Source organism: Accumulibacter sp. (assembly GCF_036625195.1).
Classification (GTDB): domain Bacteria; phylum Pseudomonadota; class Gammaproteobacteria; order Burkholderiales; family Rhodocyclaceae; genus Accumulibacter.
This window is the reverse complement of record NZ_JAZKUG010000001.1, coordinates 3,270,156-3,284,163: the sequence shown is the minus strand read 5'-3', so window position 1 is coordinate 3,284,163 and position 14,008 is coordinate 3,270,156. Positions and strand designations below refer to the sequence as shown.

At 70.0% G+C, this 14,008-nt stretch carries 13 protein-coding genes; 6 read left to right on the top strand and 7 right to left on the bottom strand.

Annotated features, from left to right (window positions below):
• Positions 1–78: 78 nt before the first annotated feature.
• Positions 79–1,251 (bottom strand): response regulator, encoded by a 1,173-nt coding sequence (locus tag V5B60_RS14500; protein WP_332347725.1) that lies wholly within the window; start codon positions 1,249–1,251, stop codon positions 79–81.
• Between the two features lie 394 nt (positions 1,252–1,645).
• Here V5B60_RS14500 and V5B60_RS14495 point away from each other — a divergent pair, with 394 nt between their 5' ends.
• Genes V5B60_RS14495 through V5B60_RS14485 form a run of 3 tightly spaced genes read left to right on the top strand, consistent with a single transcriptional unit; the run spans position 1,646 to position 2,818 of the window.
• Complete coding sequence (locus V5B60_RS14495; RefSeq protein WP_332347724.1) at positions 1,646–1,906, top strand: integrase core domain-containing protein; 261 nt, start codon at positions 1,646–1,648, stop codon at positions 1,904–1,906.
• Positions 1,903–2,403, top strand: a complete 501-nt coding sequence (locus V5B60_RS14490) for a hypothetical protein (protein ID WP_332347723.1) — start codon at positions 1,903–1,905, stop codon at positions 2,401–2,403. Before V5B60_RS14495 ends, V5B60_RS14490 begins: the two co-directional genes overlap by 4 nt.
• Complete coding sequence (locus tag V5B60_RS14485) at positions 2,387–2,818, top strand: putative toxin-antitoxin system toxin component, PIN family (RefSeq protein WP_332347722.1); 432 nt, start codon at positions 2,387–2,389, stop codon at positions 2,816–2,818. Before V5B60_RS14490 ends, V5B60_RS14485 begins: the two co-directional genes overlap by 17 nt.
• 340 nt (positions 2,819–3,158) lie before the next feature.
• Here V5B60_RS14485 and V5B60_RS14480 read toward each other — a convergent pair whose 3' ends face one another.
• The 5 genes from V5B60_RS14480 to V5B60_RS14460 all read right to left on the bottom strand — a co-directional run bounded on the left by V5B60_RS14480 (position 3,159) and on the right by V5B60_RS14460 (position 11,110).
• Positions 3,159–4,013 carry a hypothetical protein gene (locus V5B60_RS14480; protein WP_332347721.1) on the bottom strand — a complete coding sequence of 285 codons (855 nt, stop codon included), beginning with the start codon at positions 4,011–4,013 and terminating at the stop codon, positions 3,159–3,161.
• On the bottom strand, positions 4,013–9,472 hold the full coding sequence (locus V5B60_RS14475) for an eCIS core domain-containing protein (RefSeq protein WP_332347720.1): 5,460 nt from the start codon (positions 9,470–9,472) through the stop codon (positions 4,013–4,015). Before V5B60_RS14475 ends, V5B60_RS14480 begins: the two co-directional genes overlap by 1 nt.
• A gap of 228 nt (positions 9,473–9,700) precedes the next feature.
• The gene (locus V5B60_RS14470; protein ID WP_332347719.1) at positions 9,701–9,955 is read right to left on the bottom strand and encodes a hypothetical protein; all 255 of its coding nucleotides are present in this window, start codon (positions 9,953–9,955) and stop codon (positions 9,701–9,703) included.
• Positions 9,952–10,782: a hypothetical protein gene (locus tag V5B60_RS14465; protein ID WP_332347718.1), complete on the bottom strand. Its 831-nt coding sequence runs from the start codon at positions 10,780–10,782 to the stop codon at positions 9,952–9,954. Before V5B60_RS14465 ends, V5B60_RS14470 begins: the two co-directional genes overlap by 4 nt.
• On the bottom strand, positions 10,766–11,110 hold the full coding sequence (locus V5B60_RS14460) for a hypothetical protein (protein WP_332347717.1): 345 nt from the start codon (positions 11,108–11,110) through the stop codon (positions 10,766–10,768). The genes V5B60_RS14465 and V5B60_RS14460 overlap by 17 nt, the downstream gene beginning before the upstream one ends.
• 520 nt (positions 11,111–11,630) lie before the next feature.
• On the opposite strand from V5B60_RS14460, the gene V5B60_RS14455 reads away from it, so the two are divergent.
• The gene (locus V5B60_RS14455; RefSeq protein ID WP_332347716.1) at positions 11,631–11,774 is read left to right on the top strand and encodes a hypothetical protein; all 144 of its coding nucleotides are present in this window, start codon (positions 11,631–11,633) and stop codon (positions 11,772–11,774) included.
• Between the two features lie 228 nt (positions 11,775–12,002).
• Here the strand turns inward: V5B60_RS14455 and V5B60_RS14450 are convergent, their stop codons facing one another.
• Entirely contained in the window at positions 12,003–12,860 is an 858-nt protein-coding gene (locus V5B60_RS14450; RefSeq protein ID WP_332347715.1) for a hypothetical protein, read from the bottom strand.
• Between the two features lie 238 nt (positions 12,861–13,098).
• Between V5B60_RS14450 and V5B60_RS14445 the strand changes: the two genes are divergently transcribed.
• Complete coding sequence (locus V5B60_RS14445) at positions 13,099–13,455, top strand: UPF0175 family protein (protein ID WP_332347714.1); 357 nt, start codon at positions 13,099–13,101, stop codon at positions 13,453–13,455.
• Positions 13,419–13,916, top strand: coding sequence for a DUF3368 domain-containing protein (locus V5B60_RS14440; protein ID WP_332347713.1), 498 nt, complete (start codon positions 13,419–13,421; stop codon positions 13,914–13,916). The genes V5B60_RS14445 and V5B60_RS14440 overlap by 37 nt, the downstream gene beginning before the upstream one ends.
• Positions 13,917–14,008: the final 92 nt, after the last annotated feature.

Here is a 14,008-nt window from a genome sequence, read left to right as displayed (position 1 = left end):
GGCTCGCTGCAGGGCGATGTGAAGCTCACGGTGACCCGACCGACGGACGCTGCCCGACCACGCCGACGCACCACCGACTCAGGCACCGGCCCGACTTCTGAGCCGGCCCTCGACCCGGTCCAGTTTCGCCAGCAGCGTCTTCTCGTCATCGCCATAGCGCTCGGCAACCGCCAGGAACCGGTCGAACGAAGCGAGAAAAGCCTCGACCACGTTCGGATCGAAATGTCGTCCGCTCTCGGCAGCGATGATCTCGCGTGCCTGGTCAGGCGGCAGTGGCGCCTTGTAGACGCGCCGCGTGATCAGCGCGTCGAAGACATCGGCCAGGGCCATCAGACGAGCCGGGATCGGGATCGCGTTCCCGGCCAGTCCTTCCGGGTAACCGCTGCCATCCCAGCGCTCGTGGTGGTAATGGGCGATTTCCTTCGCCAGGGCGAGGAACTCGACCGGCTGTTCGGCGTCGCTCTCCGCATGCTCGATGGCCTCCATGCCGATCCTGGCGTGCGTCTTCATGATCGCCCACTCGTCGGCATCCAGCTTGCCGGGCTTCAGCAGGATGTGGTCGGGGATACCGACCTTGCCGATGTCGTGCAGCGGCGCCGACTTCGCCAGCAGCTGGATGTTGCGATCGCTCATGAACGCGGCGTAGCCCGGATGATCGCGCAACTCGATGGCCAGGATGCGCATGTATTCCTGCGTGCGGCGCAGGTGATTGCCGGTTTCCGGATCCCGTGTCTCGGCCAGCCGCGCCAAGGCATGGATGGTGATGTCCTGGACGAGCTGGTTCTCGGCCATGCGCCGGGCGATTTCGGCCTCGAGGAAGGTGTTCTGGTCGCGCAACCAGTCGCGCGCCCGTTTCAGCTCGAGCTGGGTACGCACACGGGCCAGCACGATCAGCGGCCGCAGCGGCTTGGAGATGTAATCGACCGCCCCGAGCTCCAGGCCGTAGTGCTCGTCGACGGTCGTATCCAGCGCCGTCACGAAGATGACCGGGATGTCGCTCGTTCGCGGATCCTCGCGCAGAGAGGCCAGCACGGCGTAGCCGTCCATTTCCGGCATCATCACGTCGAGCAGGATCAGGTCCGGCTTGGGCGCGGAAACCGCGATGCGCAGGGCGGCGCGGCCCGAATTGGCCACCCGCACCCGATACTCGGGTTGCAGCAGTTCGCCGAGAACCGCCAGGTTCTCCGGCGTGTCATCGACAACCAGGAGCGTCGCCTTCCCTTCGGTCGCCAACAAGCCATTCGAGTTCACGCGTCACTCCCGAGTATCACCGTCCGCCCATCGCACCATCGATGGCAAAGCCAAGTGCAGCACGGCGAGTGTAGGGCGCTGGTCGGGGTGCGTCAACCAGCAACGGAGAGTCCCCCGCCTCTACCGGGGAAGCGAAAAAATCCGACGTTTCAGGGGCCGGTCGGCGAACTGCGACCCTTGATCGACAGTCCGCTGCGCATCCACGGCTCGGCTGCCAGCGCTCGCGGGGGCTCATGAGCTCGGGCTCGCCCTCGGCGAGGCGCAATACGGTGACAGTATACTCAATTACTGTTTCCACCGGCAAAGGCAGGAAGCCCCCCGGGTCTGGTGCATCGCTCGGATAGCCGGTCGCAATACGCCGCCAGCGACTCTCGCCAAGTTCTCCAAGCGCGGGATGACCCTTTCCGTGAGCCGCAAGGGCGACTGTTGGGACAACGCCCCAAAGGAATCGGCCAATGGCACGGTCAAGATCGAGTGCGTGCTCGGAGAACATTTCCGTACGCGCGCCGAGGCTCAGCAGGCGCTGGTCGAATACATCGGTTACTACAATACCCAGCCTCGCCACTCATCGTTGGGCAACCTGTCACCGGCGGCATTCGAACAGCGCTGGCATGACGCCCTGTCGCCGACCGGCGCGGGAGGAACCTTGCAGTGAGCAGCGCCGCGTTATCCACCGCCGGCCGGTTTCCGGTTCGTCGCAAGCGACCGAACCGGCCGGCAGTGGATAACGCTCCTCGCCTCCTGGCGTCCACTGAACGCGTACCGGTGCAGTTTCTTTCCGCCGCCATTGACACACCTCTAGCTCTATACTCTCCTCCTCAGGATAGAAGATGCCGTGCTGACAGCAACGGAGCTCGAACGATGGACTCAACCGTGGAACAGACTTTGATCTCGCAGCTGAGAACGCTTGCGCCGCAGCAGGTGGCGGAGGTCGTCGACTTCGTGGAGTTCCTTGCTGCCAAGGCGAGCAAGCGCGCGGCGTTGGATCGGCTGCTGGCCATCGCGCCTGCGCTGGAAGCGGCCGGCGTCCAGCCGGTGAGCGAGGAAGAAATCGCTGCCGAGGTCAAGGCCGCACGCGACGAACGGCGCCTGCAACCGGCAGCCTTGGCGGCGCAGCCCGCCGCCAAGGACTCCGGTGCGGATCGTCATTGACACGAACGTCGCGCTGTCGGCACTGCTGTGGCGCGGCACGCCATATCGGTTGCTGCAGGCCCTTCGCCAGCGCGGCGATTTGCAGCTCGTCAGCAGCCCCACACTGCTGGAGGAACTATCCGACGTGCTCAGGCGGCCGGTCGCAGCGAAGCGGCTGGCGATTATCGGCATGACGGTGCACGAGGTGCTGGCCGATTACGTTGAGGCCGTCGAATGGGTCGTGCCCACCGACGTGCCGCGCGTGGTGCTCGGCGACGCGGATGACGATCACGTCATTGCCGCGGCGGTAGCCGGCAGCGCAACCTTGATCGTCTCGGGCGACGGCGACTTGCTCAGTATCGGCAGCTATCAGCGCATCTCCATCGTCTCGGCGCGGGATGTTCTTGCTCGGATTGATGCGCAAGGCAAAGCCTGAGCCCACGATCCTTTGGGTGTTGGAATGTTGGACTTGACCCCGCTGTTGCTGTCTTAAATCCGGTGACAAATCCGGTGACAGTATATTTAATTACTGTTTCCAACAGCACAGGCAGGAAGTCCCCCGGGAAGCCTGCATGCGGATCAGCGATCGGCGCGCAGTGCTGCTGCGATGGTGAGCAGCCCAGCGGCTGTGAAGCGGACCGATCCCGGCCATCGGACGACGAAGCAAGCATGCAGTACACGAAGTACCGCCCGCACCCATATGATTTCCGATGCGTCATGGGTGCTTTCCCGCCATGGCCCGTGAGGGCGTCCGACGACCTGGTGCAAACGCCGCTCTACGCGTCCGTCGGCATCACCGGCAGAAACACACCGCCGCAGTCAGGGCAGGACACGCTGAGTCGCGACGCATCGCTGACATCGACGTTCGTCGTGGCGAAGTGCAGCAGGTCGAGAAACAGGTAGGCACCCAACGGCAATCGGTCGATCTCCTCCGGCGTCGCCTGCCGGCCATCGGCCCAGGCGAGACCTTGGCTCAGGCGCAGAATCGCGCGAAAGCCCGTGTTGCTTCGCGTCCAGTGCCAGTGGTCATCGTCGCGCTCGATCGCGGCCACGTCCTGCCAGGCGGAATCCTCCCTCGCCAGGCCGTCGCGCCCGACGAGTGGCCGGAGCAAGCCGCGCAATGGCTGCTCTGCCGGATACGAGAAGCCGATCGCCCGTGCCAGGGTCAGGCCCGCCGGACGGCTGCCGCCGTGCAAGGGATCGGCGAGCGCCGGGTGCCCCATGAGCACACCCTCGTCGAACAGCCGATAGGGCGGCAGGCGCAGCGTCAGCCAGTAGAACAGCAGATCGAGTTCCACCTCGCCTACCGAACAATGCGGACAAGCGGCGAGAACCCGGCCGCTGGCGACCAGGGCATCGTAGAAGGCGTTGCGCGCCTGGCAGACCGCCGCCAGCGCCGCCGGCGAGGCGACGATTGCCTGCGCCTGCTCCTCGGCAGGCACCTCGCCGTCGATGGTGTCGATCAGCGCCGCCATCTCCAGCGCCAGTCGCCCCTCGACGACCGCCGGAAAGCGCTGCTCCGGATCGAGGAGCAGCGGCAGGATCTCGGCGGTCTCGGCCTCGCGCAGCACCAGCTCGCGGTGACGGCCCGCCAGCTCGACGCGCAGCCGGGGTCGCCGCACGATGTCCATCACAGACGCACCTCGGCGGCCGACCCGGCTGGCGCCGACGGCGCGGGCGCCAGCGTGACCGCGGGCGCGGCGAGGTCGCGCAGGCGCACCGCGCGCAGGCTGTAGTCCGGAAGACTGCGGACACCCGCGCCACCCAGTCGACTGACCGCCGCCGCGTTCAAGGGCACGACCCGCACCATCTCGAAATGCCCCCTGGGAGAGACCGATCCGGTCGATGCGCCTGCCCTGCCGACGAGCACGTTCTCGTCTTCCCGGATCGTCGTCAGCGGGATTTCCGTGATCAGCAACGGCAGCGATTCGATCGTCCCGACGACGCGGAAGACGCCGCCGATGTTTTCGTCTTCCGACGCCGGGATGCGCAGGCCCTGCACCTGGTCGAGCCGGTTGCTGACGGTGCTGATGCCGGCCGCGTGCTCCTCCAGGCGGCCGCCGGACAATGCCGCGAGTTCCTCGACGGTCAGCGCCATGGTCCCCGGCGCCTCGCCCAGGCGCGGCGCGAGGCGGCGGGTCTCGGTGGCGCGGACGCGCGCCGCAACGGGATCGAGCTCATCGAGGAAGAGCAGCCCGTCGCGATCCCGGCGTTCGCTCACCGCTGCGCGCACACGCAGCGCGAGATCCCGCGCCGCGCCGGCCGACGCACCGGCCGACTCGCCGCCGCTGCCGCTCAGCGCGCGTTCGGCGAGCCGCAGCAAGGACGCCTCGACGGTCTGCAGCCGCTGCAGGTAGGCAGCGTAGTCGCCGTGCTCGGCAACGAAGCGGCGATAGCTCACCGCCACCGCCTCGGAATAGCGATGCAACAGGGCCGCGTCCGGATGCGTCGGCGCGCGCGCCAGCAGCGTCCGGTAGGCGCGCAGGGCGTCCTCCACCGCGCTCAGGGTGACATCGGCGCTCGGCGTCGGCGCGCCACCCGGCGGCCGCGACGGCATGGTCATCGTCGCCGCTGGCCGGCCCACCGAAGCCGACAGCGCCGCACGCGGCGACTCGGCGATCAGGGCAAACTCGTCGCGGTTGAGCCGCGCCTCGGCGGTGGCGAGCAGACGGTCGTAAGTCGGTCGGCCAAGTGCCGTGGCCGCCATCAACGGCGCGTCACGCAGGCCGAAGGCGGCGGGATCGACCCGGTAGCGCGCGTTGCGCAGCATCTGCTGCACCTCGACGTGCTTCTCGCGCACCTCCTGCCAATCGATCTCCTCGGCGCGCAGCAGGCTCTCCAGCTCATCGAAGCCCTCGTCAAGGTGCGACCACTGCGGCATCTCCCGCACCTGCTGCTCGCTCATCGTTGCGGTCGCCTCGCGGAGCTGGCGGTCGATCTCGTCGAAGCGGCGAGTGACCGTGGTGGCCGCTTCCGCGCCACCCTCCTCGCCGCGATGGACCTGCTCGCGCAACTGGAGGAACTGGGCGCGCAGCGTATCCAGCTCGAACAGCCCGGCGTATTCCGTGCGGGCTCGCCCGTAGCCGCGCTCGAACGCGGCCAGCAGCTCGCGCTCCTTGGCGCGCGCGGACGCGCGGTTGCTGTCGATATCCATCGCCGCGCTGCGGCGGAGCGCTTCCGGGTCGCTGACGCCGACCGCGTGCAACTGCGCGTCGCTGCGCTGGCCAAGCTGGATGGCGCCGACGATGGCGCGGTACTCGGTCATCAGGTCCCGCAGTTCCTGGTTGGCCGCAGTGACCTCGGAAGGCAGGAAGGCGGAGGCACGCTCGATGGCGTCGAACAGCCCCAGGTAGTCGAGGAAGGAAACGATCGGGCCGCCGAGGAGCATGATGCCGAAGCCGGCGGCGACGACATAGGGGTTGCCCGAGCGCATCATCGCCTGGCTCAGGACCATCAGGAAGAGGTTGATTCCCTCGGTGATGGCGACGCGGCTGATCGCGACGGCGGCCTCCTCGCGGCTGGCATAGTCGGCCGAGACCGCCTGGGTGAAGCTGAGCGCCGACATGAGGACGAACTCGCCGGGGTGCACGTGGATGCCGGACATCATCCGCAGACCGATCGTCAGCCCGTGGACGTTGTGCGTCGTGCCCGCCAGCCCCTCGACGACGGTGGTGCGGCCGCTGCGCGCCCTTTCCTCCAGTTCCTGCTGCTCGCGGATGGTCTGGATGACCATCACCGCACCGAGGACGCGCCCCGCCCGCTCGGCGCCGGTGCGGACCCGATCGGCGGCCGTCCGCTCGACCGCCGGCTCGTAGACCACGCGGTTCTCGATCAGCCGCCCGGTGCCCGGCTCGCGACTGAAGAGGACCTGCCCTTCCTCGGAGCGCACCAGCGACTCCAGCTCGCGCTGGGTATGGACCAGTTCCTCGGCGAGCACCGTGCGGCTCGCCTCGGGTACCGTCGCCAGCTGCTCGCTGATCGCGGCGCGCAGTTCGTTGAGTGCCGCCGTCAGCTCGACGCGCGTCTCCGCCGGCCGCTCACCCGCGAGCAGGCGCTGGCGCAGCAGGTCGGCCTGCTGGTTCGCCTCCATCACCCGGCGCGCCGCCGGGTCGAGCGGCGCCTCGCCGCTGCGGCGCAGCAAGACCAGTGCGGTATCGGTGATCACCGGCACCCTGCCCGGCTCGGGCGCCGTGAAATCGCCCAGCTCCGGCGCGCGCAGGGCGTTGCGCAAGGCCTGTTCGGCGCTCGCCATCGTCGCCGGCAGCGGCCGCGAGGCATCGGGAGCCACGGCCGGCCGGCCCGATTCGTGCGTGCCGCGCCAGATCTCGTCGCTGACCGTGCGCACATAGGCCTCGCGCGCGGCCCGGACGGCGTCCCGGGCACGGGTGAAAGCCTCTTCGCGCGTCCGCGAATCCGCCGCCAGGGCGTCGTACTCGGCGCGCGTCCGGCCGCGCCGCGCTGACCGCGAACGGCGTCCCTGCTGCGTCTCGATCTGCGATTCGAGATAGCGCAACGCCGCCTCGGACTGGCTCAGCAGCGGGTCGGCCGGGCGCAGCCCCGCGGCCGGCAGCCCGGCGACGCCTTCGACGCGAGTGCCCGCCGCGGTGGTCGCCTCGATCAGGCGCACATCGCGCCCGGAGGCGGCGAGGAAGACCTCGAAGCCGCAGGCGCGCAGGAACCACACCATGGCCGGGTTCACCAGGCTGCGCCCGAGCGCTTCGTGCTGCGCCGAGACCACCACCATGTCCGCCGCCGCCGCCGTCCCCGGCGGCCGCGCCGCCGCCTGCGCCTGCCGCACGTCGTGCAGCAGCGAGACGAAGCCGTCGAGCTGGCTGGCGCGCACCAGGTTCGGCTGGCCGCCCTCGACCCATCCCGACTGCATGTGGTGCGTCATGTTCCACACCTGGAAGCGCGCCGGGCTGCCGAGGCGTCCCAGCTCCGCCTCCAGGTTGGCGCGGCTGGCGCCGCTGCGGTCGGTCGCCGGCCGCGTCAGGTCGGTGGTGCGCACGTCCGGGACGACGATCAACCGATTGCCCGCCGGCAGGTCGATGATGTAGCTGGTCGAGGTGGTATCGACGAGCGTGTCCGGCAGCGGCGCCCGCGGGTCGACGGCCGCGCGCGCCCGCCGCGCCGCCAGATGCTCGCCGGTGGCGGGATCGACCAGCGCGGTGTCGGCGATGTCGCCGGGCACGCCGGCGCGGCGTATCCCCTCGACCACCGGGTCGGAGGTCGCGGCGCCGAGGTCGCGGAGGGTACCCAGGGGCGCCGCGGCGGCCACCAGGCGGCCACCCTCGGGCACCAGCAGTTCGACCTGGGTCGGTGTGTCGGCGAGTCGCCGCAAGGCCTCGCTGACATGCTGCGCACGCGCGCGGCGAAAGGCCTCCTCGCGCATGGCCGCGTCGCCGACACGGCTGCCTTCGCTCGCCTCCCAGGCGCTGCGCCGCGCGTCGAACTCGGCCTCGGCGCGATTCCGCACCCCCCGCGTCTGCGCCTCGGCGATGTCGCGCAGCAGATCCTGGAAGCGCGGGTCGGCGAACTGCAGCGCGTTCACCCGCAGGCGGCCGATCGGGAAGCGCTCGGCCAGTGCGGGCAGCAGATTGGTGTGGTCGGCGTGCAGGTGGGTGATCATCACCTCGAGGATCGGCCGTCCGCGCAGGCTGCGGCCAACCCGATCGACCATCGCCGAGGCCACTTCGGCGCGCCCGTCGGTACCCACCCCGGCGTCGATCAGGCGCACGCCCTGCGCGGTCTCGAGAACGGTCAGCGCCCCGGCGCCGACCGCGAGGTGGTGATACTCGCTGACGATGACATAGGCGTCGGTGACCCGTTCCACGGCCAGGGTCCGGCCGTCGGCGGTGACCGTCGACGGCGTGACCGGCGGCACGCCGGGAAAGGGAAAGCTGCTCGGGCCGATCCCTGGCGAGCGCTCGCCTTCGGCCCCGGCTGGCGGTGCGGCCGTGCAGCTTGCCCCCTCCACCCCGCCGAGATTGGTGAGCTCGATCGGGATCGCGTAGAGGACGATCGGGACCGCGGCGTCGAAGGGCTCGAAGACCTCCACCGTCTCGCTCACCGCCGGCGCCCCGCCGGCCCCCGGCAGCGAGACGCTGACCCGGGTCGGCGCCGGCGCCGCCGCGTCCGGCGCCGCCTCGGGACCAATGAACGCGTAGGGCCCACCGCCACCGCAGAGTGGCGCGCCGGCTGCGCCGCCATGGCGGCGCAGCGCGTCGGCGCGCAACACCCGCAGGTTCGCCTCGGCGACCTGACGCTCGGTCGATCCGACGACCAGGCCGGGCATCTCCCGGCGCAGGATGTCGAGTTGTTCGTCGAGTTCCGCGTCGCTCAGGGCCTCCGCCCAGGCGGGATTGACCGAGATGCTGCGCACATCGCCGTCCACCCGGCGCGCCAGCCGCCGCTCGCCGGCGCCGTGCTGCAGCACGTGGGCCAGTTCGTGCGCCAGGAGCTGCCGCCCTTCACGTGTCCCAGGCGCGAACTCGCCGGCACCGAACACCACGTCGCTGCCGCTGGTGTAGGCCCGCGCCCGGATCGAGCGGGCGGCGGCCGCCGCCTGCGGGCCGTCATGCAGGCGTACCTGTCCGAGATCGGCGCCGAAACGCGGTTCGAAGTCGCTCCGCTCGGCTGCGGACAACGGCCGGCCACTACCGGGGACGCTGCGCTCCGCCGCCGCAGGCGGCGGAGCCTGACGCGTCAGCGTCTTGCGCCAGGTCGTGTCGGGTGCATCGCCGGCGCCGGCACAGGCGGGCGGCGATCCGGCGCCGGCGGGGGGCGATCCGGCACCCGGGGGCGGCGGGGCGGCACCCGCGGGCGGCGAGGCGGCAGCGGCCGCCGGCACCGCGGACAGGGCGCGCTCGGCCATCCGGTCCGCCTCCAGCTCCTCCGGATCGCCCGGCTGGCTGAGCCGCGCATCGTCAGGAACCGGTCCCGCCGACGCACTCGCGCGGCGCAGGTAGCGCGGCAACTTCGGCACCGGCTGGTGGGCGGGGGCGCGCGGCGCTTGCTGGCTGCCGGGCGCATGCCGCTCCGGGCCCGCGGCATCGTGCCTGTCACCCCGCCGGGCGAACAGCCTCGACATCGCTTACGGTCCGGCGCGCACTTGCCGCCACAGCGTGCGGCAGCAGCCGCTGCGGGCAGCGGGTGGCGCGAAACGATCGCTGGCGACGAGCATCCTGCCGGCACCGGTCCGAGCGATGGGGAGCGCGCGCACGCCGCGCCGACAGCGGTCCCGGCTGGCCCGCCCCGGTCCGGTGCGGAGTCGCTCGCGGCTCCGGCAAGGATGGCAGATGGAAGGCATCTGCGGAGTCTAGGAGGCTCGTCGACGGACTGTCAATTCGGCGGCCGATGTTTCCCCAGGAGTCATCCTGGCTGCTGGTCCAACCTGCGGGTTCCCCCGGCGGTCGGCACGCCGCGCGTCATCCGCCTGATAGACGCGAATCAGCTCCTTCAGCCTCTCCGAGCGATTGATTTGGTCGAGCGCGGTCGGCGCAATCTGGGACTGGATCGCCGCGAACCTGGTGCCACTGCCAAAGTCGGCACTCGTCAGATTGGGGGCGCTCATTGAATCGTCTCCTCAAGAGGAATGGCATGGGAAAAGGAAAAGTCCGTCGCGCAGGTCTGGTACTCGAAGCGAAAATTGAGTCGGGCCACCGCGGAGAACGGATGCCGTGTCAAGCTCGCGGAAAGGCGTCCCGTCGTATGTAAAGCCTTCGGCCGAAGAACGGGGTGAATGTCGAGGATGCGTGCGCTCTCTATCTGTGAGGCGAGCGGTGCAAGAAACTCGCGCACCATGTCGATCGAGATGCAGGTTTCGTCCAAGGAAAGACGCCCAAAGAACAAAGCGTACCTCTTGCCGGTCGGCTTTTCGATCTTTGGCCGAACCTCGATGTCAGCCCAACCCGTCCCAACCAAGTCCCGCGGCTGCGAGAAACCGCCGCTCTTCCCCTTCGGACCCACACCGATGTAAGTCGGATACTCCTTGGTGAACAGATCCGTGAAACCGAAGACCGCGAGCACTGCGGCGGCATCGGTCAGCGGCACGTTGGCGACGACGTAGCCGATCTTTTCGAGCAGGTCGCGTCCCCGTTCGAGTTGGGCTGCCGTGGGCAGCGGCAGCGGCGGTAAGGTTTGCGGGGGCGACGGAACTTCCTCCTGCGCGCCGGCCACGCCAAGGGCCAGCGACAGGGCAGCAGCCGCAACCCTGTGTGCAGCTCGGCGCCACAGGCCACTGCGTGGGCGAGAGGGACCACCGGAGGGTGCCACAAAAGCGCCCGACGACCAGGGCGTCGTTTCTGCGCACCGCTTGCCAGCTTGACCGTTGCCGCCAGCGTCCGCCCCTGCCCGAGTCGGTCGGCCAACGGCAACAAAGCGATCACGTTCCGCAATCACTCGTTCTCCTTCCTGGTGTCGAAGCCTGCCCGGAAGCGCGGCAACCGAAACCCGCGGCGAGGTGGTGATACTCGCTGACGATGACACATAGGCGTCGGTGACCCGTTTCACGGCCAGGCGGCCGGCCGTCGGCGGTGACCGTCGACGGCGTGACCGGCGGCACGCCGGGAAAGGGAAAGGTGCTCGGGCCGATCCCTGGCGAGCGCTCGCCCTCGGCCCCGCCCGGCGGCGCGGCCGTGCAGCTTGCCCCCTCCGCCCCGCGGAGATTGGTGAGCGCGATCGGGACCGCGGCGTCGAAGGACTCGAAGACGTCCACCGTCTCGCTCACGGCCGGCGCCCTGCCGGTGCCGGTCCGAGCGATGGGGAGCGCGCACGCCGCGCTGATGGCGGTCCCGGCTGGCCCGCCCGGTCCGGCGCGGAGTCGCTCGCGGCTCCGGCAAGGATGGCAGATCGAAGGCATCCGCGAAGTCTAGGAAGCTCGTCGAAGGACTGTCAATGCGGCGACCGATTCCGCCCAGGCGATTGACGCGGCACGCCCGTCCACCCGGCGCAGGGGCGTTGCCCGTGCTGAACGGTGCAACGCCGGCACCGAGGATCGCGACCCGGCGCCGGCTGGAGCACGCGACCTGCGCAGCGGCGGCCGGCCAGAGCGCGCCGGACGTCCCGAAAACGACCGATACGCGCCGGATGTCTTGTGCCATCAGCTAGAATTGACGGCATCGGATTCGCCGCCGGGACGCTTGTGATTCCTGCGTGCGACGGCGGACCTCTGGGCCGCTTGCCGGCCATCGGCCATCGGCCGTCGCCCCGCCGGCGCGGCCCACGATCACGTTCAGGAGGCCTCGGTCATGTCGGCACACGCCTATCTCTCGCAGTTGCCACTCGCGCCCGTCGCCCTGCGCGCGACGAAAGAGTTGAACGCGACCGCGGCCGTCTTCCCACGCACCAACCTCCGCTTGATCCTGCAACTCGGTGCTTCGCAGAATCCGTGAGATCCGACTGTCTGCGCCTGTTGCCGCTGCGCAGACCGCCGCGGCGGCAGGCGCCGTCGTGCAACCGGGCATGCCCGGGCGGTCCAGGACCATCAGCCCACCGTGTCGGCGTCGATCAAGGCGGTCGCCGGCACCTTCGACGCCCCATCCATCGCACGACAGGCCCTGACACCAATCCGCCAACGGACCCGGCAGCCATCGCTGGCGCCGCACCTCGATGCGGGTTCGTCAGCTCCCCCCGGCAGCCGGCGGCGCAGGACGGCGCGCCGCGGCATCGAGGTCAGCCGGCGGCCGCTCGAGGCGATAGAAGCGGACCCGCGCGGCCGGCGGCAGATCGGCGGACTCCGGATCGCCGATGAAGCGCAGCCCGGCACTGCCTTCCCACGGGGCGAGGGGGCCGCGCGCCTGTGGCGAATGCGGATAGTAGAAGTTGACCACCAGCGAAAGGCCGTGGCGCCGCTCCCACGCCGTGTCGAGCAGCGGATTGTCGTGTCCGCGCAGCGCCAGGCTGGCCGCTGCCACGGCGAACTGCCACGCCGCCGCGTCCTGCGGACAGAGGAAGTCGGCGGCGAAGGGCGAACGGCGCGACACGGCCGGGTTGAACTGCTGTGGCTGGAAGATCACCCCGGCGACGCCGCTGCCGTAGCGCCGGCGCGCGCTCGCCGCCACCTCGGACAGACGCACCCGGTTCATCGCGCCCCAGGCGATGCCGCGCGCCACTCGCGGATCGTCGGCAAAGCCCGTCGACCGCGCCTCGGCATATACCAGCCGGGCCAGCAGTTCCTCGTCGCCCGGGCGGATGGCGAGGATCGCGTCCCGCGGCGCCTGCTCGGCGACGCGTCGCAGACACGTCGGCAGATCGTCGGCGGCGGCGGCCTGCGCTGCCAGCAATCCGCAGGCCAGCGCCGCGAAGGCGGCGACTGGCGGCGCGCCGGCGGCGGCCAGCCTCCGTCGTGCCGCCCCGCCCGGCCCGTGCCAGCCCGCCGACTGCGCGCTGGCGCAGCGTCGCCAAATCGCCGCCAACACGAGCGCAACGGCCGCGAGGCCGAAGACGAGCATGCGGATCGGTGCCATGCGGTCCACCATTCACTCCTTCCTTGTGCCGCGCAAGGCGGGCCACGGCGCCGACACAGCAGGCGGCGGCAAGCCTGCCACGGCACGCCATGCCATGCCTCGAGCAGTGCGCGCCCGCTGCGGACAGCAGCCCCGCCCGCACCAGCCCGGCCCGCGAACCGGCGGTTCACGTCGAACGTTGATCAGGCCGGTCGCCGTGTTAACATTCCTATCATACTTTTCCAGATCAGGTTCCCGTGAGGAGGCCAGCGTGGATGTCGTCAATATCAGCAGCCTCAGGAACAATCCTTCGGAGGCGCTGCGCAAGGCGCGCCAGGGGATGGTGGTGGTCATGAACCGCGAACGGCCGGACGCCTTGCTGGTGCATCTGGACAGGGAACTGTCGCTGCCCGGTGTGCGGGCCGCGCTGGCCACGGCCCTGTTCCGGGAAGGCAATCTTTCGCTCGGCCGCGCCGCGCGGTTGGCGGAGATGAGCCTGCCGGCATTCCTGCAGCATCTTTCCCGCCTGGGGATCCCCGCCATCGGCGGGTCGGCCGAGGAAGCCAAGCGCGATATGGAAACGCTCGCCGCATGGCTCGGCTCGTCCTCGCCGACGCCAGCCCGCTGATCGCGCTGGCGCGCCTGGGCGGGCTTCGCTGGCTGCCGGTGCTTTTCGGCACGCTCGTTCTGCCGGAATCCGTGCGCGCCGAGATTCTCGACCATGGCGACTGGCCCGGGCAGGATGCCCTGCGTCAAGCGCTCGATGCCGGTGCACTGGTCATCGGCGACGACGACGGCACACCGGAACTTCCCGAACTTGATGAGGGCGAGGCGGCGTGCATCCGCCTGGCGCTGCGCCACGGCGGACCGGTGCTGATCCTGATCGACGAGCGGGCCGGCCGCGCCGTGGCCGCCGAGCACGGCATTGCCGTCGCCGGAACGGCGGCAATCATCGGCATGGCGAAGCAGTGCGGCCTGATTCCCTCGGCGCGGGATGCGTTCGAGGAACTGCGGCGAGGCGACTTCCGAATCTCCGACGAGGTGATTCAGGCCGTGCTGCAGCGGGTCGGCGAGATCGCTCGCGCCTGACCCCGCTTGATGCGAAAGTCGCGTCAGCGACTCGCGAAAATCTCCTTCTCACGCGCGAGGGAGAAGGAGCGTGGCAACGGTCATGACTTTCA

Coding starts and splice junctions, on each gene's coding strand:
- V5B60_RS14480 (WP_332347721.1), bottom strand. CDS start 4,013: ATGGACATCGTGCGGCGACCCCGGCTGCGCGTCGAGCTGGCGGGCCGT.
- V5B60_RS14495 (WP_332347724.1), top strand. CDS start 1,646: ATGACCCTTTCCGTGAGCCGCAAGGGCGACTGTTGGGACAACGCCCCA.
- V5B60_RS14440 (WP_332347713.1), top strand. CDS start 13,419: ATGGCTCGGCTCGTCCTCGCCGACGCCAGCCCGCTGATCGCGCTGGCG.
- V5B60_RS14455 (WP_332347716.1), top strand. CDS start 11,631: ATGTCGGCACACGCCTATCTCTCGCAGTTGCCACTCGCGCCCGTCGCC.
- V5B60_RS14470 (WP_332347719.1), bottom strand. CDS start 9,955: ATGAGCGCCCCCAATCTGACGAGTGCCGACTTTGGCAGTGGCACCAGG.
- V5B60_RS14450 (WP_332347715.1), bottom strand. CDS start 12,860: ATGGTGGACCGCATGGCACCGATCCGCATGCTCGTCTTCGGCCTCGCG.
- V5B60_RS14475 (WP_332347720.1), bottom strand. CDS start 9,472: ATGTCGAGGCTGTTCGCCCGGCGGGGTGACAGGCACGATGCCGCGGGC.